Consider the following 25,126-nt stretch of genomic DNA (forward strand, 5'->3'; position numbering starts at 1 on the left):
GCTAAAGATTGCTGCTAAATATACAGAAATTAATATAAAGACGAAATTAAATCTATTAACCTGCTAGAATATCCAATTTCATTATCATACCAGCCAATGAGTTTGATTAGTTTTCCATCGATTACAGAGGTCATTTCGGCATCAAAAATACATGAATGTGTATTGCCTGAAATATCTTTAGAAACGATAGGATCTTCGGTATAACTTAAAATTCCGCGCAAAGAATTTTCTGAAGCATTCTTGAAAATATGATTCACTTCTTTAATTGAAGTTGCTTTAGTGACATTGATAGTCATATCGGTTAACGAGCCATTAGGTACAGGAACTCTTATTCCGCAGCCACCAATTACGTTACTTAGATCTGGGAAAATAGAGGTTAACGCTTTTGCAGCTCCCGTGGTTGTTGGGATAATCGATTGTGTTGCAGCTCTACTTCGTCGTAAATCTCGATGGGGTTGATCGTGTAAGCTTTGATCTGACGTAAAAGAATGTACGGTGGTTATATAGGCCTGTTCTACTTTAAAATTCTCGTGAATCAACTTTAACATAGGTGCAGCATTATTTGTAGTACAGGAAGCATTAGAGATAATGTCTTCGCTTCCGTCTAAAATATGCTCATTAACACCTAGGACTACCATTTTAATGGTTTCGTCTTGTGGAGGTACCGATAAAATTACTTTTTTTACACTTCCGTTAAGATGATTTTTAAGTTCTGGCCGGGTTTTAAATTTTCCGCTAGCTTCAACGACCACATCTACTTCCGTAGCACTCCAATCGATTTTTGAAGGATGATCTTGATTAAAAACCGCAGTTTTTTTTCCGTTTACTATTAAAATATTTTCTTCCGTAGCAATTTCGGCATTAAAAATACCATGTACACTATCGTACTTTAGAAGATGGGCTAGTGTTTTTGCATCGGCTAAATCATTTATCGCAACCACATTTATTTGAGGATGGTCAATAAGTAGCCTAAACAAATTTCGACCTATTCGGCCAAAACCGTTAATTCCCAGATTAATATTTTTAGGCATTGTTAGTTGATGTGCTTTTGGGCTTTGTAAGAAGATCTTACCAGTGCGCTACTTTCTACATGTCTAAATCCAAGATCTAAACCAATAGCTTCATATTTCTTAAATTGATCTGGAGTGATAAATTGCTTTACTGGCAAGTGACGTTTACTTGGCTGTAAATATTGGCCAATTGTAACTACATCTACGTTTGCATCTTTAAGATCGTGTAGTGTTTGGATAACTTCTTCTTCAGTTTCGCCAAGACCAAGCATAATACCCGATTTTGTACGATTAATGCCCTGATCTTTTAAATAACGCAACACTTCTAAAGAGCGATCGTATTTAGCCTGGATTCTAACTTCGCGAGTTAAACGGCGTACGGTTTCCATATTATGAGAAACAACCTCTGGAGCTACTTCTACAATACGATCTATATTTCTGGTATTTCCCTGGAAATCTGGGATAAGTGTTTCTAGCGTGGTTTCAGGATTCATTCGGCGAATTGCTTTTACGGTTTCCGCCCAAATGATCGATCCCATATCTTTTAAATCATCCCGGTCTACACTTGTAACCACCGCGTGCTTAATCTTCATTAGTTTAATAGAACGTGCTACTTTTTCTGGTTCATCCCAATCTACCGTTTCTGGTCTACCGGTTTTTACACCACAAAATCCACAAGATCGAGTACAAATATTACCTAAAATCATAAAAGTGGCTGTTCCTTCACTCCAACATTCTCCCATGTTAGGGCAACTTCCCGATGTGCAAATTGTATGTAGATCGTATTTATCTACAAGACTACGTAATTCGGTATATTTTTTACCTGTAGGAAGTTTAACACGAAGCCATTTCGGTTTTCCTTTAGGAGCTGTTTTAGAAGGTGTAAGTGTTTCTGTACTCATAGCAAAAATCTCTTATTCAAAGATACAATATTCTATCTAATAGCATAATTAGACGTTGATAGTTTAAGAACCTTAATTAGTTTTTACGATCTTCGATTATTTCTGAGAGCAATTTCTTAGCTCTTAATAGTTTAACTTTTACATTATTCATAGGTTCACCTAGCGATTCTGAAATCTCTTTATATGATTTTTCCTGAAAAAACCGAAGATTTAAAACTTCCTGATAATGCGGCTTCAATTTTTTTATATCCCGAAGCAATTGCGCTAAATTCTGTTCAGTAATTAGCTTATCTTCAATAGAAGGTGTTTCGTCTACGATGGTGTTCACTTTTTCGGTGTCCTCAGAAATAGTGTTGATGCGTAACTGACTATTTTTCTTCCGAAGAATATCTACATGAATATTTTTCGAAATCGCAATAAGCCAAGTGCTGAAAGAATAATTTTCATCGAAAGTTTCTAATCTTTTAAAAGCTTTTGAAAATGTTTGAATAGTGATATCCTCAGCTTCATACTCATTTTGAGTTTTTTTAAGCTGAAATCCATAAACATTATTCCAAAATTGATCCAGCAAATAGTTGAAAGCCGATTGACTTCCTTTTTTTGCTTCTTGGATTTTTTGTAATAAAATCGACTGGTTTACTTCCAATGTGAAGGTTTTGAAATAGTATTTACAATAAATATACCTAATTGTGAGAGTATAAGAAAAGGTTCTAAAATAGGAAATAGCCAAACGATATCTCTCTCATCTAACTTTTTAGCTGATTGAAAATATACAATACCTTCTATAATTAGTGTAAGACCTAGGGCGCCGATTACATATGGCCAGTAATATTTTAAACTTAACAGCATTACTAGAAAAATCCAAAATAGCAATCTTGCAGAATAAAATATGCCCAACAAAAGTTTATCCTTGTTTTTGTAGAATTTTGCTACAGAAGCATGTCGTCTTTTTTGTCGAAACCAATCGGTAATGCTCGTTTTAGGGACGCTCCTGGTTATACTTTCAGTATGATCACAAATAGAGACATTTCTATTCGTTGCTGCTTCATTTACAAAAAGATCATCATCGCCAGATCGAACGTGTAAATGGGATGCAAAGCCTTTTTGTTTGTAAAACTGTTTAGAAGTATACGCCAAATTTCTTCCTACGCCCATGTAAGGATTACCCATTTTAGCGTAAGAAAAATATTGGATAGCTGTTAAAAGTGTTTCAAACCGAATCAATTTATTGATAAACGATTTTTTATACTTAAAATAACCGCCGTAACCCAAAACAATAGATTTTTCTTCGGTAAATCCAGAAGTCATATGTCGCAACCAGTGTATAGATTGTGGTGCGCAATCGGCATCTGTAAAGATTAGATGTTCATTTTGTGCCTTTTTGATTCCCAAAGTAAGGGCGTATTTTTTATTGGCCCAAAAAGCTTCATTATTTATAACGTTTACAATTTTTATACGAGGATCTATTTTCTGAAATTCTTCGATTACATCTAATGTGTTATCTGAAGATGCATCGTTAATAACGATTACCTCAAAATCTGGATAGTCCTGCTCTAAAATAGCAGGAAGAAAGTTTTGTAGATTTTCAGCTTCATTTTTAGCGCAAACGATCACTGAAACCGGAAATGAAGTCGCATAGACTTCAGAAGATTCGGATGCCGAAAACTTAAAAAAAGCTAAAAAATATCCAATATTAATTGCCGCAAATAGAAGAAAAAGGGCAAATAGAAATGTTGCCATTGAGCATTAATTGGTCTGTTGTTGTGGATTTTTACACTTTTCATCAGGCATTTTTCCACAGTAACTGCAAGCTTCGCCCTCTTTATTTAAAAACGGACTTTGGCTAGCACAAGTTCCTGCAAACTTCCCGTCTTTTTTCGCCCATATTTTAATTGCAATGCCTGCAAAGGCTAATCCTAATAAAACCGCTGTTATGACAAATAGTTCCATAATAATATCTTCTGGTGCAAAAATACGAATTATTCGCTCTTTTTTAAAATAAGTCGGACGTTTAGTAAATGCTTTACAATATTTAACGAACTTTTACCGCAGCTAAAACTCAAGTCGCTGTAATTTAATATTATGAAAAAAAATATATTCTTTTTTGTAGTTTTTTTCTCCTTACTTAGTTGTAAGAAAATGAAGCGACATCAACGAGAAATTATAGTTGAAGAAGTTGAAAAGGAAGAAATCGTGGCAGATGAGCGACAGGAGCAGCAAAATGAAGAGCTGCAAGAATCCAGAAGCATAGCCGTGCTAATTGCCGAAAATGTAGAATTTACTGATTTTCATTTTTTATTGCAGAAAGCAGATTTAGCCACAAATTTATTGGAGAATCATGGACCTTATACCGTTTTTATTCCAACGAACAGCAGTTTAGAGAGTTTTGAAGTTGACGATTTTGACGAAAAAGAGACTGCCAAATTTTCTAAGTTTTTTATACTGAATAGAGGTGTTTCTTATGAGGATCTAAAAAGAAAGATTGAGAATAACGAAGGTGAATTTTTTATAGAGAATATACTTGGTTCTAAACTTCAATTTATAATAAAGGACAACGTAATTTTTCTAAAAAGTTCGAATGGATATTTACTTAAAGTTGATAAGTATGCTGAATGTTCTAATGGATACCTGTATAAGATTGAAGCTAATAATTAAATAATGTTAACTTCAGGTTCTAGCTCGACGCCAAATTTCTCTTTAACAATTTCTCTAACTTTTAGCGATAATTCTAAAATATCGCTACCGCTAGCATTACCATAATTTACGAGTACTAACGCCTGTTTTTTATGCACGCCGGCATCGCCATCGCGATAACCTTTTAATCCGGCTTGGTCGATAAGCCAGCCAGCAGGAATTTTAACTTCTGTATCGCTTATTTTATAACTAGGAACTTCAGGGAAATTCTTTTGTAGCGTTACAAATGCTTCCGTAGAAATTATCGGATTTTTAAAAAAGCTGCCTGAATTACCAATTTCAGCTGGATTGGGTAATTTGCTTTCTCGAATTCGAATAACGGCATCAGAGACATCTCTTATGCTAGGATTTTCGATACCTTTCAATTCAGATTCAATAGCGCCGTAATCTATCTTAAGTTGATGATTTTTCGTGCTAAGCTTAAAGTTTACGCTGGTAATAATATATTGTCCTTTCAGCTTATTTTTAAAAACTGAATTTCTATAATCAAATTCGCAATCTTCTAAAGTAAAAGTTTTGCTTTCTAAGGTTTGAATATTGATGGCTTCACAGGATACAAAAGTATCTTTAAGTTCTACTCCATAAGCACCGATATTTTGAATAGGAGAGGTGCCTACATTTCCCGGAATTAAGGAGAGATTTTCTAGTCCACCAAAATCTTGTTGGAGGGTCCATAAAACAAACTCATGCCAGTTTTCCCCGGCATGAGCTTTTATAATTACATAGTCTTCTTTTTCTTCTAGAACTTGTTTTCCTTTTAAGCCAATTTGGAGTACGGTTTTAGAAATATCGCCAGTTAAGAGCATATTGCTACCACCACCAAGAATAAAAAGTTCTTCGGCGTAGGTTTTCCTCAAAATCTTTTTTAAACCATCAATTGTTTGGATTTTGATGAATTTATTTGCTCTAACATCAATCCCAAAACTATTGTAGGGTTTTAAAGATACATTGTGGATAACCTTCATATCTTTTATTTACTCGTGTATTCTTTAATAGCCACTTCTAAAATTTCAAGCGCACGCTCTAAATTTTCTCTTTTTAAAACATAAGCGATACGAACCTGATTTAATCCTGTATTTGGTGTAGAATAAAAACCGGCAGCAGGAGCAACCATTACAGTCTCGCCTTGGTATTCAAAATCTTCTAATAGCCATTGTGCAAAATCGTCTGCACTTTTTATAGGAAGTTCTGCAATACAATAAAAAGCACCTTTTGGTTTAGCAACTTTTACGCCTTCCATTTTTTCAAGACCTTCTACAAGAATATTTCTTCGTAATGTATATTCTTCGTTTACTTCTTCAAAATATTCCTGTGGCGTATCCAAAGCCGCTTCACTTGCAATTTGTGCTAAAGTTGGCGGGCTTAATCTCGCTTGCGCAAACTTCATTGCAGTAGTGATAACCTCTTTGTTTTTAGAAACCAAACATCCAATACGAGCACCGCACATACTAAAACGTTTAGAAACCGAATCGACCATAATAGCATTATTCGCCAATTCTGGAATACTCATAATGCTATTATGTTTTACTCCGTCATAAGTGAACTCACGATAAACTTCATCGGCCACTACAAAAAGATCATGTTTTAACGCTAGATCGGCGATTTGCTGTACTTCTTCTTTGGTGTAAAGATATCCCGTTGGATTTCCTGGATTACAAAGAAGTATCGCTTTGGTTTTTTCTGTAATTAGTTTTTCGAATTCTGAAATTGGAGGTAATGCAAAGTTATTTTCGATCGAAGATTCGATAGGAACTATTGTTACGCCACTTGAAGTTGCAAAACCATTGTAATTTGCATAAAACGGTTCAGGAATAATTACTTCGTCTCCCGGGTCGGTAATGGTGCCCATGGCAAATAATAGCGCTTCAGAACCACCAGTAGTCACGATAATATCTTCCGCAGTAATATGAATATCGTTTCTCTCGTAATATTTAGCCAGTTTTTCGCGATAGCTTGCAAATCCTGCAGAGTGGCTATAGGATAAAACTTCGATACTATTATTCTTAACGGCCTGCATGGCAATATCTGGAGTTTTAATATCTGGCTGGCCAATATTTAACTGGTATATCTTTTTACCTTTTTTCGCTGCAGCTTCCGCAAACGGAACTAATTTCCTTATCGGAGATTCGGGCATGCTAAGCCCTTTTTTAGAAATAGAAGGCATTCTCTTGCGTTTTATGTTTGTTGCAAAAATGCAAAATTAAAGTAAGAATCTTGGTAGGATTTATCGAAATTTAAGAGATGTTGTGGAGCTACAGAAAAAGCATAAAAAAACTCCCTTTAAAAGGGAGTTTTTAGATTTTTAACGTTTATTATTTTGTGTCACTATTCTCAGTTTCGTCATCCAAAACTCTACCTTTAATTTTTAGAGCTTTGGTAGGTTCTTCAGCATTCGAATAGACCGTAACCGTTTTTCTTATGGGACCTACGATCTTTGTGTTATATTTTACCTCAATTTTCCCAGTCTCTCCCGGTTTTACAGGGCTTTCTGGTTTTGTAGGTATTGTACAACCACAACTAGAAGTCACATCTTTTATAACCAAATCGATATCGCCGGTATTTGTAAATTCAAATACGCGAACACCGTCGCTTCCTTTTTTTATTTCACCAAAGTCTATAGTTTCAGACTTAAATTTCATCTTGGCAGCTTTTTGTGCCACAGCAGAATTGAAACCTATAAAGGCCAATACGGTGATTAAAACTAGTTTTTTCATAATTCAAAATTTTTCGGAATAGTAAATATACACTGAATTGCAATAGGTTCAAAAATTATATTCAATTCAACTCCTTTTAAATTCCTTCACTTATAATTACTTTTGCTCTTATTTTCAAAAACTAGACCAATTATGGCAATCGCTTCACAATACAGCGCAAATAAAGTAGAAGATAAATGGTATAAATACTGGATGGATCATAAATACTTCCACTCAGAGGTAGATGAAAGAGAACCTTATACCATTGTTATCCCGCCACCAAACGTAACAGGAGTCTTACATATGGGGCATATGCTGAATAATACTATTCAGGATGTTTTGGTGAGAAGAGCTCGTTTAAAAGGATTTAATGCGTGCTGGGTACCGGGTACAGATCACGCTTCTATCGCTACTGAAGCGAAAGTCGTAGCAAAATTAAAAAGCGAGGGCATTAGTAAAAATGATCTTTCGCGTGAGGAATTTTTGGAACACGCCTGGGAATGGACGTATAAACATGGCGGGATTATCCTGGATCAGCTTAAGAAATTGGGAGCTTCCTGCGATTGGGATCGTACAAAGTTTACAATGGACGACAATATGTCTGCCTCTGTAATTAAAGTTTTTGTAGATCTATATGAGAAAGGTCTGGTTTATCGTGGATTTAGAATGGTGAACTGGGATCCTGAAGCAAAGACAACGCTGTCTGACGAAGAGGTGATCTATCAGGAAAAACAAGGGCATTTATATTACCTGAATTATAAGATCGAAGGAAGTGATGAGGTCGTAACGATTGCTACCACGCGTCCTGAAACTATTCTTGGAGATACAGCGATTTGCATTAACCCCAACGACGAGCGTTTTACGCATCTAAAAGGGAAAAAAGCAATCGTGCCTATTTGTGGTCGAGTGATTCCTATAATTGAAGATGAATATGTTGATCTCGAATTTGGTACAGGTTGCTTAAAAGTTACACCTGCACACGACGAGAATGATAAAGTGTTGGGAGATAAGCACAATCTTGAAATTATCGATATTTTTAATGATGATGCTACGCTGAATGACTTCGGAATGCATTATGCGGGGAAAGATCGTTTTGAAGTTAGAAAAGAAATTGTAGCTGAATTAAAAGAATCTGGAGTTTTAGTAAAAACTGAAGAGCATACCAATAAAGTGGGCACCAGCGAACGTACCGGTGCGGTTATCGAACCAAAACTAAGTGACCAGTGGTTTTTAAAAATGAAAGACCTGGCGCAACCAGCGATCGATGCTGTAGTTGGTGATGATATTAATTTAGTGCCAGAGAAATTTTTAAGCACGTACCGTCACTGGATGGAAAATGTGCGTGACTGGAATATTTCACGGCAGCTTTGGTGGGGACACCAAATTCCGGCTTATTATTATGGCGATGGTACTAATGATTTTGTAGTTGCAGAATCACTTGAAGATGCAGTAAAGAAAGCACAAGATAAAACAGGAAATTCAGCTTTAACTACTGAAGATCTAACACAGGATAAAGATGCTTTAGATACCTGGTTCTCTTCATGGTTATGGCCAATGAGTGTTTTCAACGGAGTTTTAGAGCCAGAAAATGAAGAAATAAACTATTATTATCCAACCAATGATTTAGTAACTGCACCAGAGATTTTATTTTTCTGGGTAGCAAGAATGATCATTGCAGGTTACGAATATCGCGGGGAACGACCATTCAAAAATGTTTACTTAACAGGAATTGTTAGAGATAAACAGCGTCGTAAAATGTCTAAATCTTTAGGGAACTCGCCAGATCCGCTAGGGTTGATCGATCAATACGGTGCCGATGGTGTTCGCGTAGGGATGTTATTGAGTTCTCCTGCCGGAAATGATTTAATGTTCGATGAGGATCTTTGTAAGCAGGGAAGTGCTTTTGCTAACAAAATCTGGAATGCATTCCGTTTGGTAATGGGATGGGAAGTTTCAGCCGAAATCGAGCAGCCAGAAACTTCTAAAATTGCAATCGACTGGTATAAAGCAAAATTCCAGAAAAGTTTAGCTGAAATCGAAGATCATTATTCTAAATACAGAATTAGCGATGCTTTGATGGGAACTTATAAATTGATTTGGGATGACTATTGTAGCTGGTTTTTAGAAATGGTAAAACCGGGTTACGAGCAGCCAATCGATAAGAAAACTTTTGATGCGGTAATTACTATTTTAGAAGATAATCTACGCATTCTTCATCCTTTTATGCCTTTTGTTACTGAAGAGATTTGGCAAACCATAAGTGAACGAACTCCGCAAGAAGCTTTGATCGTGGCGAAATGGCCAGAACAAGTTTCTTATGATGAGAAGATTATTAGCGAGTTTGCTTTCGCCTCTGAAGTTATTTCAGGTATTAGAAAAATTAGAACTGATAAAAACATTGCGTTTAAAAATACCATTGATCTTAAAATTCAGAATAACGATAAAGTTTCAGACTCGTTTGACAAAGTGATCGCTAAAATGGGTAATATCGAAAATCTGGAATATGTAAACGACCAGGTTGAAGGTGCGTTATCCTTTAGAGTGAAATCTAACGATTATTTTATTCCGGTTGGTGGAGCAATTGATGTAGAAGCTGAAATTGCAAAATTAGAGGAAGAATTAAAATACACTGAAGGTTTCTTAAATTCAGTAAATAAAAAGCTTTCTAATGAGCGTTTTGTAAACAATGCGCCAGATAAGGTGGTTGCAGTAGAAAAAGCTAAAAAAGCTGATGCAGAAGCTAAAATTGAAGCTTTAAAAGCAAGTTTGTCAAGCTTAAAGTAAAAATACAGATCAAATATAAATTAAGCCTCACATCTAGTGGGGCTTTTTTATTTGCCTCTTTTTTTTAAGAAAAGTAAGATTGGAAAATAGAATTTTTCGAATCGAGAATGCTGAAAAAAATAATCGCTTAATACTCCTCGTGATTTCGAGCTTTATAGTGTCTTAATATCTAATATCTATTCAGGAACTTTGCCAATATGTTTTTCAACAAGTTCAATATATTTTTCTTCAGCTTCTTTTTTGCTTAGATCTTTAACCTGAAAAAGAGCGTTAATTTTAAATGCGCTTCTAAGATCTCCACCTTCAGAAGGTGGGATGTAAAAGCCATTATTTTCTGTAGCTCTTTTATAATAAGCATAAAAATGCAGCATAATATCTGGAGGTAATTTTTTGCTGGTATTGCTGGCTATTTCGTAAGCTTTCAAAAAACGATTCCTGTTACTTTCAGGCATAACTAAAACATAAATTTAAACTTCAGCAATAACGGTAATTCCGCCTTTTACTTTTTCATTTAATGCAACATTGATAGGAGTGCCAAGAGGTAAAAAAACATCTACACGTGATCCAAATTTTATGAATCCACTATCGCTACCCTGTACCACATCTTTGCCTTCTTCAGCATAATTAACTATACGCTTAGCTAAAGCTCCGGCTATCTGGCGATATAATATTGGTCCTGTTACGGGGTTTTCTACTACTACAGTAGTTCTCTCGTTTTCTTCACTCGATTTTGGATGCCAGGCAACCAAAAACTTACCTGGATGATATTTACTATATTTTACTTTTCCGCCAATTGGGTGTCTAGTAACATGCACATTAAGAGGAGACATGAAAATACTTACCTGTAGTCTTTTTTCTTGAAAGAATTCTTTCTCAAAAACCTCTTCAATAACTACAACCTTACCATCTACGGGAGCAACAACATTATTGTCATTTATAGCAGTTTGCCTTTTCGGGTTTCTGAAAAACTGGACAATTAAAGCAAAGAATAGTATTGATGCCGCTAAAATGGCAAATTTTATCCAATATTGATTAATTAACGAATAAGAACCAATATTTATTACCAACAGTGAAACTGCAGTAATAGCCATGATTTTGTAGCCTTCTTTATGAAACATAATTTAAAAGGTATAAGTAAGCATAAACAAATGGGGCCGCAAAAATAATACTATCTAGTCTATCAAACAAACCACCGTGTCCTGGCATTAGATTTCCACTATCTTTTACGCCGGCCTGACGTTTAAATTTAGATTGGATTAGATCTCCTAAAGTACCAAAAACACTAATGAAAATCGCTAAACCTACCCAATCTAACGGATTTAGAAAGGAGGTGTAATCTGCTATGAAATAACTTACAATTGCAGTAAATATAATACCTCCAATAAAGCCTTCTACAGTTTTATTAGGAGAAATTCTTTCGAATAATTTACGTTTTCCAAAATTCTTACCTACAATATAAGCAAAAGTATCATTAGTCCAAATTAAACCAAAAATGCCTACAACGAGCTTCGGTTTAAATTCACCTTCGATAGTTGGGATAAGCGTTAAAAAAATAACCGACGATATTAGATAAAAGATAATAATAATGTATTTCTTTTTTTCAAATACCGGTATTTTACGAATTACCAACAGATCTTTTACTAAAAATAAATTTACAAATATGGTAACCGCCAAAAGAATTAGCGTGGCGTTTTGATCAAATTTTAAAAAGCTGAAAAGATAAAATAATAAGGCTTGTACTGCGTATAGCGCGTAACTTTTTAAATGCAATAACTTTTGCATTTCGATAAGACAGATAAGCCCAAGTATGTAAAAAAGACCAATAAAAATTAATTCAGAAGAAAGGATAGAGGCTACTAATATTGATATATATAGTAATCCTGATACTGTTCTAATTATCGCTTCCCTCATAAATATTAAAGATCTTCCAGAAGAAGCAAATACAAATTTTTGCTACTACTACCGTAGCTCATAAAATCACTTTCTTTCTGTGGTTCAAAATTCTTAATGGTGGTAATATTTGAAGGAATTCGTTGTTTATTTTTAAACTTGATACCTCGCAAACCTTCACCGATACTGTCTATTAATTGGCTTGTAGAAGATAAGATAATAAAATCTGCCGGTAATTCTCTAAGCTTCCTTTCTTTAATCTGGTTGCTAGAGATAAGTATAGATCCATCATTGGCAACTAGATATTCGCAGGTAGAAAGAAAAAAAGGAGCGTTTGCTGAAGAATTAAAATCTAAATTAAAACTATCGAATTTATTTTTTAAATTTTCATCAAAGCAACAACACTGCTTTTCGTACCAATCATTTTCTAGAAGAATATTATCAAAGGCTTCCTGAATTTCAGCCTCATCTTCACAATATAAAAATTTTCCCCCGTTATTTTTGAAATTCAGCATAAAACGTTCATCGGTGGGAAGTTTCACCTCTGGCATATATTTCCCACGATCAGTTTTATCAGGCGTTTCCTGATCTTTGTCTGATTTTGATTTATTAGGGTTTAAGAATCTTCTAAATAGATTCATATAGTTCTGAGTGTGGTTGTAAACATCATTTTAATCAAAGGTAAAAAATCTTAATTTAACCCTTAGGTAAATTAAGATTTTTTAGCAGTTGATATAAATTTTATTTATCTATCGAAGAATTATTTTTAATTCCTTCGTCGCTTGAATTTTCAGGTAAATTTAGATTAGATGTAGTAGGAGCAGATTCTTCACTTTCTCTAACCTCATTTAAATGTGCCGTATTTTTATTGAATGGTCGTTCTCCAAAAATATTTTGTAAATCGTCTTTAAAGATTACTTCTTTATCCAATAAAATTTCAGCTAACTGGGTAAGCTTATCTCTGTTTTCGGTTAAAAGATCTAAAGCTCTTTGATATTGACTTTCAATTAGATTTGAAATTTCTTTGTCAATAAGCTCCGATGTTTTTTCACTATATGGCTTCGTGAAATTGTATTCACTCTGTCCAGATGAATCATAGTAAGTAAGATTACCTACTTTATCATTTAGACCGTAAATAGTAACCATAGCTTTTGCTTGTTTAGTTACTTTTTCTAGATCACTTAAAGCACCTGTTGAAATTTTATCGAAAATAACCTTTTCTGCGGCGCGACCACCAAGAGCGGCGCACATCTCATCCAACATTTGCTCTGGCCTAACGATTAATCGCTCTTCAGGCAAATACCAGGCAGCTCCTAAGGATTGTCCACGTGGTACAATGGTAACTTTTACTAGTGGCGCTGCATGCTCGAGCATCCAACTCACCGTGGCGTGACCAGCTTCGTGAAAAGCAATTGCTTTTTTCTCGTCTGGAGTAATAATTTTATTTTTCTTTTCAAGACCTCCTACAATACGATCTACGGCATCTAAGAAATCTTGTTTGCCCACCGCTTTGTTTCCTTTTCTGGCCGCGATAAGCGCTGCTTCGTTACAAACATTTGCAATGTCTGCACCAGAAAATCCCGGAGTCTGCTTTGCAAGAAATTCAGTATCAAGTTCGTCGGCTACCTTTTTAAGTGGCTTTAAATGAACTTCAAAAATCTCACGTCTTTCATTTAAATCTGGAAGATCTACATAGATCTGTCTATCAAAACGACCAGCACGCATTAATGCTTTATCCAGAACATCTGCCCGGTTGGTTGCCGCAATTACAATTACATTGGTATTTGTGCCAAAACCATCCATTTCAGTCAATAGCTGGTTTAGTGTGTTTTCACGCTCATCGTTAGATCCAGAAAAATTACTTTTTCCACGAGCGCGACCAATGGCATCAATCTCATCAATAAAAATAATTGATGGAGATTTTTCTTTAGCTTGTTTAAATAAATCTCTAACTCTAGAGGCACCAACTCCAACAAACATCTCTACAAAATCTGATCCTGAAAGAGAGAAGAAAGGTACTTTGGCTTCACCGGCAACGGCTTTAGCTAATAATGTTTTACCAGTTCCAGGAGGTCCTACTAAAAGAGCTCCCTTTGGAATTTTACCACCTAAGCTGGTGTATTTTTCTGGTTGTTTTAAGAAGTCTACAATTTCCTGAACTTCTTCTTTAGCACCTTCTAATCCGGCAACGTTTTTAAAAGAGGTTTTTACATCTGTATTTTGATCAAATAACTTAGCCTTTGATTTTCCAATATTGAAAATTTGTCCACCGGCACCACCTGCGCCACCTGAACTCATTTTTCGCATAATGAAAATCCAAATACCAATGATAAGTACAAATGGTAACAGCGTAATTAGTATATCTCCCAAAACATTATTATCGCTATCGAAGCTAAGTTTAGCGCTAACATTGTCTTCTTTCTCAATAGTTTCTATATCTTCCTGAAATTTGTCTAAACTTCCTATCTGAAAACTATAATCTGGAGCACTACCGGTACTTAAAAAGTCTGATTCTCCACTTTTTTTGTGGATCGCTTTTTCTTTAGCCTCGTCGGTAAGATAAACTTTAGCGATCGATCTGTTTATGACAACTGTTTTCTGAATATCTCCTTCAGAAAGGTAGTCCATGTACTGCTGAGGGGTGATTTTTGATGGTTCACCAAATCCACTTCCTCCAAAAAAGTTAATTCCTAAAAACACCAATATGATTACTGCATAAATCCAATATGCACTAAACTTAGGTTTTTTAGGGTCTAATTTTTTATTTGATTGCTTTTTAGCCATTCTTGGTCTTCTTCTAAATAATTAATACTTTGTTTCGATCGATGTGATCTTTGCATCTCCCCACAAACTTTCGATGTCGTAAAATTCTCTAATGTGTTTCTGGAACACATGAACAACAACATTTACATAATCCATTAAAACCCACTCGGCATTTTCGCTACCTTCGATATGCCAGGGCTTATCTTTTAAAGCTTTACTTACGGATTTTTGAACTGAATTAACTATGGCGTTTACCTGAGTGTTGGAAGTACCGTTGCAGATAACAAAATAATCACAAACTGTATTTTCAATCTCTCTTAAGTCGAGGATATCGATATCATTTCCCTTTACATCTTCAATTCCCTTAATGATATGTGCTATAAGTTGATCGTTGTTTGTTACTTTTTTCGTCATTAAATTTATTTATTTACGCAAAGTTATGTTTTTTTGGCTTTTTATAGACCTACTTAACACAACATTTAGCGACAATCTTTTCATTAGTCTATTATGCGTATAATCAAAGTTAATGCCATCCCGTCTACAAACGACTTTGCAAAGCAATATTACAATGATAATTCTAGCTTCGAATCTGTTTGCATTGCTGCCCGTTTTCAAACTAAAGGTAAGGGGCAAAGAGGAGCTGTTTGGAATGTTGCACCTGGCAAAAATCTAACTTTCAGCTTGCTTTATCCTAAAGTTAAGGTAACGGTTAATCATCATTTTTTATTAAATGCTGTCGTATCGTTGGCGGTGATTAAGGTTCTTGATAGGTTTAATGTTCCTAAATTATCTGTAAAATGGCCCAACGACATAATGTCAGTGAATTTTAAGATGTGTGGCATTCTTATCGAAAATATTCTAAAACAAACTGACATCGCGGCTAGTGTAATAGGTATTGGATTAAATGTAAATCAAGATGATTTTGGTAATCTTAAGCAGGCTTCTTCAATGAAATTACAAACCGGTAACGAATTTGATCTTGATGAAATTTTAAATAATATTTTGAAAGAGTTAGTAGGGAGACTCGAATTGCTTTCAGAAGAAAAAGAAACACTTATTTTAGAAGAATATGCTTCTTTGATGTTTAAGAAAGATATCGTTTCCACATTTCAATGGCCCAACGGAGAATATTTTAGCGGAATTATACGTGGAGTAACTACTAGCGGACTTTTAAATGTTGAAGTTAAAGATTCTGTTTATAAAACTTTCGATTTGAAAGAAGTAAAGCTGATGTATTAAAAAAAGCTGTTTCAAAACATTGAATTTTAAAACAGCTTTTAGATTTATCGAATATCGTAAACTATAATTTAGAAATATTTTCGCTCAGGCTATTTATAAATTTCTGTAATGGACTTTTAACCATCATCGCCATCATCGCATTAAATTCACCGTTAAATAAAAGCTGAACTTCGCTACCTGTACCAGCCTGATCGATATGAATAGTTAGGGTGAAAGGAAATTTATCAGATCCAGAACCTAAAACCACTAAATTTGGCTCGTCGGTATTCACTATTTTAAGTGCAATCTCTGGCATTCCTTTTAATTGAAAAAGAAATTTCTCTGAAGACAATACCTCAAATTTCTCCTTGCTGCTAGGCATTATTTGATCGTAATTCTCTACGTTCGTCAGGAAATTGAACATTTCTTGCTGACTCTTACTTGCAGTTACTTTTGGACTTTCTAAATTCATACTATAGTGGGCTCCATTTTGCCGGATCTTCTCTCCAGCTTTTTAAAATTTCAACTTCAGATTCTTTAATATAACTGGTACGTTGCGCAGTATCAATTAGATATTCGTAATTGCTTAATGTATGAACCTCTAGATTGGCGTTCTTAATGTTTTCTTCAGCAATATCGAAACCATAAGAAAATATAGCTAGCATGCCCTTTACATTGGCTCCGCTATCCCTAAGTGCTTTTACTGCATTTAAACTACTCCCGCCTGTACTAATAAGATCTTCGATAACAACGACGGTTTGCCCTGCTTCAAGATTTCCTTCGATCTGGTTTTTTCTTCCATGAGATTTAGCTTCAGGTCGAACATATACAAAAGGAAGACTTAAATACTCAGCAACTAGCATTCCTATACCTATGGCTCCGGTAGCTACAGCTGCGATTACATCGGGTTTTCCGTAAATTTCTTCTATCTGCTTAGCAAAGTTTTCTCGTATAAAATTTCTTATTAAAGGATAAGAGAGTACTATACGATTATCGCAGTATATAGGAGACTTCCATCCACTGGCCCATGTAAATGGCTCTTGTGGTTCTAATTTAATTGCTTTAATTTGCAATAATACTTCAGCAGTTTTTATTGCTGTTTCTTTGTTTAAAATCATACTACAAATGTATAAAGTTTTTGTGAATGATACCCCGATAATTCTTTCTACAAATAAAGATTTAGGAGGTGAGTATAAAACTTATTCGATTAAAACCGTACGATTAAAGCGTTTAATCAGAAAAATAAATAAGGGGAAAATTACTCATGTAAATTTATACCACAAAAAAGAAGAAAAACTGCTTAAATTTCTACGGAAAAAGATAAAACCTGTTATTGCAGGTGGTGGTAAGGTATATAATCCAAAAGGGGAAATACTTTTTATATTCAGAAATGATAAGTGGGATCTTCCAAAAGGTAAGATTGAAAAAGGAGAGAGTATTGAAGAATGTGCTATTAGAGAAGTAGAAGAAGAAACTGCAATTTCGGGTTTAGAAATTACAAGCTTTCTTAGAACTACATTTCATATATTTAAACGTAAAGGCAAATATCGCCTAAAAGAAACATACTGGTATAACATGACCAGTAATTTTGATGGTGAATTAATTCCGCAAGAAAAAGAAGGTATAGAAAAGGTGAAATGGAAAAGTCCTGCCAAAGCTGAAAAAGCCCTTGATAACTCTTACGCAAACATCAAATTGTTGTTTGAGGACGAAGAAATTCCTGCTCCAAAAATTAACGTGGAATCCTGAAAATCGGATATTGCAAATGTGCCGCTTCATAATATTTAGAATGTTTATGTATCCATTCTAATTGTGCATACCAATTTTTGGCGAAATCGGCATTGTTATTTTTTTCTTCCTCAAAGGAACTTTTTAATTCTGGGTTTTTATCCAGTAGATCTTTCGCAATATCTTCGAAAACATAAGGCGAGAAATGTTCTTTTTGCTGAAGTACGGTATCGAAATAATTCCAATTGAAGAAGGAATCTTCTGCAGCCGGTTCTAGCATTTCCAGCAAATATCTAACGCCATCCTGAAAGGTACTTACATAGTAATCTCCTTTTCTAAAGGAAATTGAATCCATGCTTGCCGAGACTTCGATATTTTTATGCATGTAGTGCCCTTCGTAGGCTGATTCTACAGTTTCGTAATTTTCAATTTTGTATTGCTGAACATATAAAACGGTATCCTTATCAAAAGCTTTCATTTTAATATTATTCATCTTCAAAAGATCGATGACGTTCCACCATCCTTGCGGAATAATATATCCTCTGGGAATATCAACACGGTCTTCAGCCACAAAATTATTGAAATATTCGATGTCTTTTGTAAAAGGTTTATTGCGATCGTATTTTAATCGTTCTCCACCGGTAACTTCACTCGGTATCATTTCGCCTTCAAATCCTTTAAACTCACGTATACTGGGATTTTCCATATTTGGTTTGTAGTGAATAGGATACCAGCGTTTGGTGAGATATTTCTTATTTTCTGAAGCTCTTAGTTCTTTTATTTTTTCAGATTGATTATCTGTAATGGCGATCATCGACCGCATTAACTCGTAAGTTCCCCAAACACGTTTGTCGTAAGGTTTAAGCATGTGGGTTTCTACCATCATCCCTAAAGTATTCCACATAGTAGTATATCCTGTAGAATAGCGAGGATAATCTACAAATTGAGAAAATCCTTTTTCAGGAACTTCATTAAAAACATTTACGTAAGGCGTAATATCAAGATTCTTCTTTTTTAGAGAATCTTCTAAAGCCGGCATCATGGTTTCATCCAAGTATTTGCCAATATCGCCACCTAATCTATCGTGCTGAGTAAAAAGATGTGTTAATGTATATTGATAATCGGCGCCGTTGCTTACATGATTATCTATAAAAACTTCAGGTTCTAAATAATGATATATTTTATAAAAAGCGCGCGCATTTTTAGTATCTGCTTTAGCAAAATCACGGTTTAGATCGTAGTTACGAGCATTTCCTCTAAATCCGTATGCTTTAGGGCCATTTTGGTTGGTTCTGGAAAATGAGTTTCTATTTAGTGCACCCCCAATATTATAAATGGGAATGGTAGCTAAAACTACGTTCTCTGGAATTTTTATAGAATCTTGCGCCAAATCTCTAAAAAGCATCATTGTCGCATCGATACCATCACTTTCCCCCGGATGGATTCCATTTAATACTAATAAAATACTTTTATCTTCTTTAATTTTATCAATATCAAACTGGGCATCTGGATTATAAATTGCCAAATGCAAAGGCTTACCGCTGTCTGTAGTATCAAAAGCTTTTAATTGTACTGAAGAATAAACTTTAGAAAGATCTTCGTAAAACTGAATTACATTAGGATAAATATCGGTTTCCTTACCTTTCGATTTTTCAAAACGTGTGGTAAAATCATATTCGTCCTGTAGTTGATACTTAGAAAAATCGCAGGAACTAAAAACAATCAGTATAAAACCAAAGAAAAGAAGTCTTTCCATAGATACGTAATAACACAAAAAATAGGCTGTAAACTTACTTAAAATATGTTGAAGCTACTAGTTTAGATACTTATTAATGGGCTTCGCCATAGAAATAGATGGTGATTTTGCTGCTTTGCTGTCTTCACTTTTCACAAAATATTCTAAGTATAAGCTTTTTGTTGTTAAACTATACTTAATCACTGCTTTTGATTTTCATTTAGGCGTATTTCAGATTATTTTCGGGAAAAATGCTAAACATGAAAAAGAAAATTATAAGTGTAGGTTTACTAACATTTGTTGGTTTTGCTGGATTTGCACAAATGCAGGAAAATTTAAGTAAGAAAAAGAAAAAGGAATTGGCAGGTCAACCATCTGTAACTGTAGAAACAACTGTAGGTTCTCTGCAATTGCCTTCTCCATATTCTTCAGAGTCTGTAGAAAAAAACAGCAAATTAGTGCCCTGGCCAGAAGGAAAAATGCCAGTAGCACCAAAAGGCTTTACTGTTTCTAAGTTTGCTGAAGACCTAGAGCATCCAAGAAGATCTTATGTAGCTCCAAACGAAAAAGATATTTTTGTAGTCGAAAGTGACGATGCTAAAAAAAGTGCGAATAGAATCACGCTTTTAAGGGATGCTAACCAAGATGGTAAACCAGAAGAGCGCTTTATTTTTGCAGAAAACTTAAATCAACCCTACGGAATGCTTATCCTAGACGGTTATTTTTATGTGGCAAATGTAGATGCTATAAAAAGATGGCCTTATAAAGAAGGTATGACTACGCTTGAAGGTGAAGGAGAATTGGTGAAGGATCTTCCTGCCGGTGGCTACAATCACCATTGGACGCGAAATTTGATTGCCAGCAAAGATGGTAAAAAACTGGTAGTTACTGTTGGCTCTTCAAGTAACGCAGGAGAACACGGGATGGAAAAAGAAAAGCGCAGAGCTAATGTGCTTATGATGGATCCAGATGGATCTAACGAAGTTGTATACGCTGCGGGACTTAGAAATCCAGTGGGCATAGATTACAATCCAATTACCGGTGAGCTTTGGGCTGCCGTTAACGAACGTGATAAACTTGGTGATAATCTGGTGCCAGATTATGTAACTAGTGTAAAACAAAATGGTTGGTACGGTTGGCCATATTCTTATTATGGTGATATCAAAGATCCTAGATGGCATAAAGAACCACATAACGATATGGTAGAAAAAGCTATAATTCCAGATGTTCCGGTAGGTTCTCATACGGCTTCATTAGGTCTAGCATTTTACAATAAAGATCAATTCCCTGCCCGCTATAAAAACGGAGCATTTGTAGGACAACATGGTTCTTGGAATCGTTCTAATTTTGCAGGATACAAGGTGATATTTATTCCGTTTGATGCCAATGGGAAACCACAGCAACCAGAAGATTTTCTAACTGGATTTATAGCCAGTGAAGATGGCAGCAAAGTATATGGTCGCCCGGTGGGGGTTACAACTTTGCCTAATGGAGATCTTTTGGTAAATGATGATAATGGAGGAGTGATTTGGAGAGTTTCTGCTGAATAATTATTAGCTCATTAAAAAAAACGAAATTTGAAGAATATAATTATCGCATTAATTTTAATAATTAGTGTACAGCAATCCTTTGGCCAAAGAATAGAAGGGCAAATTATTAATAAAACAACTTCTGAAGCTATTGCAAATGTAAATGTCATAGCAGCTTCAGAAGTTGTTGCTGTTTCTGGTGATAATGGATTTTTTACTATTGAAGAAATTGAACTTCCCATTACTTTAAAATTCAGCGCTATTGGATTTGAAACGAAAAAACTAATTTAAAGGTATATCTACTGTCTTCAAACGAATCTCTTTCCGAAGTAACTTTAAGAAGCACGCTAATTCCAACCGAGTTACAAAAAACTCCTGCGGCAATAAGTTTACTGTCTAAAAATGATCTGGAAAGGACGGACGCCGTAAATTTCGTTGATAATCTTAATTATGTGCCTGGTGTTTATGTAAATCAGGGTGCGCTAAATACCAATAAGATCAATATTCGGGGAATTGGCGGGAGAGCGCAGTATTCTACAAATCGAATTCAGGCATATTTCGACGGAATTCCGCTGGCAACCGCAGAAGGTTCGCTCACTTTAGATGATATCGACCAGGAATCTTTAGAACGTGTTGAGGTGATAAAAGGTCCAACCAGTAGTATCTACGGTGCCGGACTTGGCGGATCGATAAATCTATATTCCGCAGATCCCGGGGCAAATGAAAGTCGGGTTGGTGTGAAAGTGCAGGGTGGAAGTTACAATACCTGGAAAAAATCTGATGTAATTTCTATAAATGGAGCAAATTCTTCAGTTTTTGCGACCTATAATCATGTTCAAAGTGACGGCTGGCGCGAGAATGGTTCTTACGATAGAAAATCTGGATTGGTGAATGCAAAAGTGCTGACTTCAGGAAAAAATAGTCTGTCGTTTTTGGCCAATTTCGTCAAATTAAAAGCCTATATACCAAGTTCGATAAATGAGGATGATTTTTTAAATAACCCAGAAAGTGCCGCTTTTACCTGGGGAGCTTCCAAAGGTTATGAAAGTTATGATCGCGGTTTGTTAGGCGTAAGTTATAAGCATCATTTTTCTGAGAATTTCACCAATCAAACCAGTGTATTTGTAAGTTTTAGAAATGGCTACGAGCCAAGACCATTCGATATTTTAAAAGAAGAGCGATTATCTGCCGGAGCAAGAACCAATTTTAGCCTTTCTACAAAACTTTTTGAATTGCCTTCAGAATTTAGTTTTGGCGCGCAATATTATAATGAATGGTACGAAACCGGCACTTTTGAAAATTTATACGAAGATTTCGATAATCTTGGTAGTGTGCGTGGAGAACGCCTAAGTAATAATGAGCAGGATCGCCATTATGCGAATTTCTTTGCGCAATTAAATATAGATTTAAGCGAACGTTTATTGTTAGAAGCCGGCTTAAATTTTAACACAACCGGTTATAGTTTAGATGATTTTTATGCTGAAGATAATATTGATCAAACCGGGAGTTATACTTTTGATGCCGTTTTTTCTCCAAGATTGGGTTTGTCGTACGAAGTTGCTGAAGCCAAGAATATTTACGCATCTGTAAGCCATGGGTTTTCGACTCCAACCGTTGCTGAAACTTTAACTCCGGAAGGGCAAATAAACACCGATCTAGAAGCTGAAACAGGATTTAATTACGAAATAGGTTTTAAAGGAAACTGGTTAAATAATCGATTATATACTGAAGTTTCTTTGTACAGCATCCAGGTGCGAAATTTATTGGTGGCGCAAAGAGTTGCTGAAGATCAATATGTGGGAATCAATGCGGGGAAAACCGATCATAACGGAATTGAATTTTTCGGGAAATACAGCTTAGATCTTACTGGAAACTGGCAGGTGAGTCCATTTGTAAATGCAGCGTTCAACTTTTTTGAGTTCGATCGTTTTGTGAATGAAGAAGTAGATTATTCAGGCAATCAATTACCTGGAGTTCCAAAACATACCATTAATGCAGGCTTAGATCTTAGTACAGATTTTGGTTTCAGTTTCAATGCACTTTATAGAAATGTAGGTGAAATTCCGCTAAACGATGCAAATGCGCTGTATACAAATTCTTATGATCTGGTAAATCTAAAAGCTGCGTATGCTTTTGATATTATAAAGGATCTTCAGCTAAATATTTACGGAGGCATTAATAGCCTTTTTGATGAGCATTACGCTGCTAGTGTTTTACCAAATGCGGTTGGTTTTGGTGGTGCAGCACCACGTTATTATTATCCAGGTTACCCGCGCAATTATTTTACAGGTCTAGCAGTTAATTATTTTTTCTAAATTACACGATATTTTTCCCCTATGGTTAGAAGTTATTTTGATGAAGAATGGAAAGAAGTTATATTCGATGAAAAAGTTTCGGAAAAGGAGCACTACAAAATTTCCAATTTTAGTAGAGTGATCAGAATTACGGAAACGGGGGAAGAGGAGCTTCAAGAAAAAAAATACGGAAATGGCTACGAAATGGTCAGAATTAAACTTAAAAATTCTGTGTGGTCCAGTCGGTATGTTCATAAATTAATGGCGCAGTTATTTTTAGAGCGAAAAGAAGGGCACCGTTTTGTAATTCATCTTAATTACGATAAAAAAGATAATCGCCTGGACAATCTAAAATGGGCTACAAAGCGTGAAAAGGAAATTCATCAATTTAGCAATCCTGAGAACAAAAATATTGTACGTAAACTGCCAAGCCATGCAAAATTGACCGAAACAAAGGTAAAATTCATCAAACGTAAGATTTTTGATCCCAACCGAAGAACACGCTTAAAAATGATCGCGAAGCAATTTGGAATTTCAGAAATGCAGTTGCACCGTATAAAAACAGGTGAAAACTGGGGGCATGTGAAGGAATATTAGAGTTTAGACCGCTATCGCTTTTGGATAGATTCTAGAACAGAGATAGTAGAAAATAGATTTTATTAGTAATGTGAGATTGTAGGGTTTTAGAAGAAATTTTTAAAAGTTTTCTGTAGAAAATGCAGTAGGAATACTTAAATGTAAAATCTACTCACTACTCACCGAATCCGGCACCATAAATTGATATTTCCCCCCATGTTGCATCACATCTCTAACAATGGTAGAAGAAATATGTTCGAGGCCGGAAGAAGCAATTAAAAAAACCGTTTCGATATTTTCCATTTTGTAGTTAGTTTGGCCAATAGCTTTTTCAAATTCAAGATCGATCCCGTTTCTTAGACCACGAAGTAAAAATTTTGCTTCAATTTCCTTACAAAAATCAACTGTTAGTCCGCTGTAAGTTGTGACTTTGATCTTGGGCTCATTTTGGAAGGTTTTTTCCAGAAACTCAAGACGTTTTTCTAAAGAAAACATATATTTTTTACTGCTATTGGTGCCGATAGCCAGAATAATTTCATCAAAGAGCGGAAGTCCTCTTTCAATAATATCTACATGTCCTAAAGTTATAGGATCAAAAGATCCCGGAAATACAGCTCTTCTCATGAAAAATGAATTGAAATACTAAGGTCTTATAAAAAAAGAAGGAAACAAAATTCTATTTTATATCGTAGGTGTAAACGTTATTTTTTTATATTCGCTGCTCTTTATAAAAGCATAAATCAAAAAATGAACAGAATCATCACAATTTTAGTATTTTTAGTATTTGCTAGCTCATGTTTAAAAGCGCAAAACAATTCAGTAGAAAAATCCTTATACGGAATCCAAACCGGTGTTTTGGGGATTTGGGGATACAACGAGTCGAGATTAGCCGATGAATTTGCACTAAGAACAGAAATTGGTTTAGATGCCGGATTATGGGGAGGTACTCTTTATGCTAATAGCGTAAATTTTGCTTTGATTCCAGTAATTACTTTAGAACCACGCTGGTATTATAACATAAAAAAGCGTGCAAATGAAAAACGAAGAACCTGGAATAATGGGGCTAATTTCTTTAGTTTAGAAACTAGTTTTTATCCAGATCTCTTTGTAATTTCTAATGCAAAAAATGTAGGAGTTGCTAACCAGATTTATTTTATCCCTAAATGGGGGATTAAAAGAAATATAGGAAAGCACTTTGGATTTGAAGCCGGTATAGGTGCTGGTTATGGAATATTATTAGAAAGCAAAAACACTCTCGATGATGGTTTTTCAATCGATTTGCATCTAAAAATAGGCTACAATTTCTAGGA

At 35.2% G+C, this 25,126-nt stretch carries 27 protein-coding genes; 9 read left to right on the forward strand and 18 right to left on the reverse strand.

Features of this window, described 5'->3' with window-relative positions; translation table 11 throughout:
- Positions 1-29: 29 nt before the first annotated feature.
- The 5 genes from gap to PBT91_RS03230 all read right to left on the reverse strand — a co-directional run bounded on the left by gap (position 30) and on the right by PBT91_RS03230 (position 3,862).
- Positions 30-1,031: a type I glyceraldehyde-3-phosphate dehydrogenase gene (gene gap, locus PBT91_RS03210; RefSeq protein WP_270060357.1), complete on the reverse strand. Its 1,002-nt coding sequence runs from the start codon at positions 1,029-1,031 to the stop codon at positions 30-32.
- Positions 1,032-1,033: 2 nt separating this feature from the next.
- Complete coding sequence (gene lipA, locus PBT91_RS03215) at positions 1,034-1,912, reverse strand: lipoyl synthase (protein WP_270060358.1); 879 nt, start codon at positions 1,910-1,912, stop codon at positions 1,034-1,036.
- Between the two features lie 76 nt (positions 1,913-1,988).
- Positions 1,989-2,558, reverse strand: coding sequence for an RNA polymerase sigma factor (locus PBT91_RS03220; protein WP_270060359.1), 570 nt, complete (start codon positions 2,556-2,558; stop codon positions 1,989-1,991).
- Positions 2,549-3,652, reverse strand: coding sequence for a glycosyltransferase (locus PBT91_RS03225; protein ID WP_270060360.1), 1,104 nt, complete (start codon positions 3,650-3,652; stop codon positions 2,549-2,551). The genes PBT91_RS03220 and PBT91_RS03225 overlap by 10 nt, the downstream gene beginning before the upstream one ends.
- A 6-nt stretch (positions 3,653-3,658) precedes the next feature.
- A complete protein-coding gene (locus PBT91_RS03230; RefSeq protein WP_270060361.1) occupies positions 3,659-3,862 on the reverse strand; it encodes a membrane or secreted protein in 204 nt (67 codons plus the stop codon).
- A 132-nt stretch (positions 3,863-3,994) separates the two neighbouring features.
- On the opposite strand from PBT91_RS03230, the gene PBT91_RS03235 reads away from it, so the two are divergent.
- A complete protein-coding gene (locus tag PBT91_RS03235) occupies positions 3,995-4,567 on the forward strand; it encodes a fasciclin domain-containing protein (RefSeq protein ID WP_270060362.1) in 573 nt (190 codons plus the stop codon).
- Here the strand turns inward: PBT91_RS03235 and murB are convergent.
- The 3 genes from murB to PBT91_RS03250 form a co-directional block, all read right to left on the reverse strand.
- Positions 4,564-5,571, reverse strand: coding sequence for a UDP-N-acetylmuramate dehydrogenase (gene murB / locus PBT91_RS03240; RefSeq protein ID WP_270060363.1), 1,008 nt, complete (start codon positions 5,569-5,571; stop codon positions 4,564-4,566). The genes PBT91_RS03235 and murB overlap by 4 nt on opposite strands.
- A gap of 5 nt (positions 5,572-5,576) precedes the next feature.
- On the reverse strand, positions 5,577-6,770 hold the full coding sequence (locus tag PBT91_RS03245) for a pyridoxal phosphate-dependent aminotransferase (protein WP_270060364.1): 1,194 nt from the start codon (positions 6,768-6,770) through the stop codon (positions 5,577-5,579).
- Positions 6,771-6,918: 148 nt separating this feature from the next.
- Positions 6,919-7,320 carry a DUF1573 domain-containing protein gene (locus PBT91_RS03250; RefSeq protein WP_270060365.1) on the reverse strand — a complete coding sequence of 134 codons (402 nt, stop codon included), beginning with the start codon at positions 7,318-7,320 and terminating at the stop codon, positions 6,919-6,921.
- 132 nt (positions 7,321-7,452) lie between these two features.
- Here PBT91_RS03250 and PBT91_RS03255 point away from each other — a divergent pair, with 132 nt between their 5' ends.
- Positions 7,453-10,083 carry a valine--tRNA ligase gene (locus PBT91_RS03255; protein WP_270060366.1) on the forward strand — a complete coding sequence of 877 codons (2,631 nt, stop codon included), beginning with the start codon at positions 7,453-7,455 and terminating at the stop codon, positions 10,081-10,083.
- A gap of 176 nt (positions 10,084-10,259) precedes the next feature.
- Here the strand turns inward: PBT91_RS03255 and PBT91_RS03260 are convergent, their stop codons facing one another.
- The 6 genes from PBT91_RS03260 to rsfS all read right to left on the reverse strand — a co-directional run bounded on the left by PBT91_RS03260 (position 10,260) and on the right by rsfS (position 15,150).
- Positions 10,260-10,535, reverse strand: coding sequence for an acyl-CoA-binding protein (locus tag PBT91_RS03260; RefSeq protein ID WP_270060367.1), 276 nt, complete (start codon positions 10,533-10,535; stop codon positions 10,260-10,262).
- Positions 10,536-10,550: 15 nt separating this feature from the next.
- Complete coding sequence (locus PBT91_RS03265; protein WP_270060368.1) at positions 10,551-11,201, reverse strand: phosphatidylserine decarboxylase family protein; 651 nt, start codon at positions 11,199-11,201, stop codon at positions 10,551-10,553.
- Positions 11,191-11,994 (reverse strand): phosphatidate cytidylyltransferase, encoded by an 804-nt coding sequence (locus PBT91_RS03270; RefSeq protein WP_270060369.1) that lies wholly within the window; start codon positions 11,992-11,994, stop codon positions 11,191-11,193. Before PBT91_RS03270 ends, PBT91_RS03265 begins: the two co-directional genes overlap by 11 nt.
- Positions 11,995-11,999: 5 nt before the next feature.
- Positions 12,000-12,614 carry an LUD domain-containing protein gene (locus PBT91_RS03275; RefSeq protein ID WP_270060370.1) on the reverse strand — a complete coding sequence of 205 codons (615 nt, stop codon included), beginning with the start codon at positions 12,612-12,614 and terminating at the stop codon, positions 12,000-12,002.
- Between the two features lie 100 nt (positions 12,615-12,714).
- Complete coding sequence (ftsH, locus tag PBT91_RS03280) at positions 12,715-14,757, reverse strand: ATP-dependent zinc metalloprotease FtsH (protein WP_270060371.1); 2,043 nt, start codon at positions 14,755-14,757, stop codon at positions 12,715-12,717.
- Positions 14,758-14,778: 21 nt separating this feature from the next.
- Complete coding sequence (rsfS, locus tag PBT91_RS03285) at positions 14,779-15,150, reverse strand: ribosome silencing factor (RefSeq protein WP_270060372.1); 372 nt, start codon at positions 15,148-15,150, stop codon at positions 14,779-14,781.
- Between the two features lie 93 nt (positions 15,151-15,243).
- Between rsfS and PBT91_RS03290 the strand changes: the two genes are divergently transcribed.
- Positions 15,244-15,975, forward strand: coding sequence for a biotin--[acetyl-CoA-carboxylase] ligase (locus tag PBT91_RS03290; protein WP_270060373.1), 732 nt, complete (start codon positions 15,244-15,246; stop codon positions 15,973-15,975).
- A 61-nt stretch (positions 15,976-16,036) separates the two neighbouring features.
- Here PBT91_RS03290 and PBT91_RS03295 read toward each other — a convergent pair whose 3' ends face one another.
- Both PBT91_RS03295 and pyrE read right to left on the reverse strand, forming a co-directional pair.
- Positions 16,037-16,426 (reverse strand): SRPBCC family protein, encoded by a 390-nt coding sequence (locus tag PBT91_RS03295; protein ID WP_270060374.1) that lies wholly within the window; start codon positions 16,424-16,426, stop codon positions 16,037-16,039.
- A 1-nt stretch (position 16,427) separates the two neighbouring features.
- Positions 16,428-17,072 (reverse strand): orotate phosphoribosyltransferase, encoded by a 645-nt coding sequence (pyrE, locus tag PBT91_RS03300; protein ID WP_270060375.1) that lies wholly within the window; start codon positions 17,070-17,072, stop codon positions 16,428-16,430.
- Between the two features lie 7 nt (positions 17,073-17,079).
- Between pyrE and PBT91_RS03305 the strand changes: the two genes are divergently transcribed.
- Positions 17,080-17,703 carry an NUDIX hydrolase gene (locus PBT91_RS03305; RefSeq protein WP_270060376.1) on the forward strand — a complete coding sequence of 208 codons (624 nt, stop codon included), beginning with the start codon at positions 17,080-17,082 and terminating at the stop codon, positions 17,701-17,703.
- Here the strand turns inward: PBT91_RS03305 and PBT91_RS03310 are convergent.
- Positions 17,687-19,438, reverse strand: a complete 1,752-nt coding sequence (locus PBT91_RS03310; protein WP_270060377.1) for a M14 family metallopeptidase — start codon at positions 19,436-19,438, stop codon at positions 17,687-17,689. The two genes, PBT91_RS03305 and PBT91_RS03310, sit on opposite strands and share 17 nt — an antisense overlap.
- Positions 19,439-19,677: 239 nt before the next feature.
- Here PBT91_RS03310 and PBT91_RS03315 point away from each other — a divergent pair, with 239 nt between their 5' ends.
- The 4 genes from PBT91_RS03315 to PBT91_RS03330 all read left to right on the forward strand — a co-directional run bounded on the left by PBT91_RS03315 (position 19,678) and on the right by PBT91_RS03330 (position 23,837).
- Positions 19,678-20,967, forward strand: a complete 1,290-nt coding sequence (locus PBT91_RS03315; protein ID WP_270060378.1) for a PQQ-dependent sugar dehydrogenase — start codon at positions 19,678-19,680, stop codon at positions 20,965-20,967.
- Positions 20,968-20,994: 27 nt separating this feature from the next.
- Positions 20,995-21,237: a carboxypeptidase-like regulatory domain-containing protein gene (locus PBT91_RS03320; protein ID WP_270060379.1), complete on the forward strand. Its 243-nt coding sequence runs from the start codon at positions 20,995-20,997 to the stop codon at positions 21,235-21,237.
- A gap of 116 nt (positions 21,238-21,353) precedes the next feature.
- Positions 21,354-23,261 carry a TonB-dependent receptor family protein gene (locus PBT91_RS03325; RefSeq protein WP_270061419.1) on the forward strand — a complete coding sequence of 636 codons (1,908 nt, stop codon included), beginning with the start codon at positions 21,354-21,356 and terminating at the stop codon, positions 23,259-23,261.
- A 21-nt stretch (positions 23,262-23,282) separates the two neighbouring features.
- Positions 23,283-23,837 (forward strand): HNH endonuclease, encoded by a 555-nt coding sequence (locus PBT91_RS03330; protein ID WP_270060380.1) that lies wholly within the window; start codon positions 23,283-23,285, stop codon positions 23,835-23,837.
- A gap of 147 nt (positions 23,838-23,984) precedes the next feature.
- Here PBT91_RS03330 and coaD read toward each other — a convergent pair whose 3' ends face one another.
- Entirely contained in the window at positions 23,985-24,440 is a 456-nt protein-coding gene (gene coaD, locus PBT91_RS03335; RefSeq protein WP_270060381.1) for a pantetheine-phosphate adenylyltransferase, read from the reverse strand.
- Positions 24,441-24,563: 123 nt separating this feature from the next.
- Here coaD and PBT91_RS03340 point away from each other — a divergent pair, with 123 nt between their 5' ends.
- Complete coding sequence (locus PBT91_RS03340; protein WP_270060382.1) at positions 24,564-25,124, forward strand: hypothetical protein; 561 nt, start codon at positions 24,564-24,566, stop codon at positions 25,122-25,124.
- Positions 25,125-25,126: the final 2 nt, after the last annotated feature.

Origin of the sequence: Zunongwangia sp. HGR-M22 (genome assembly GCF_027594425.1) — a bacterium.
GTDB lineage: Bacteria > Bacteroidota > Bacteroidia > Flavobacteriales > Flavobacteriaceae > Zunongwangia.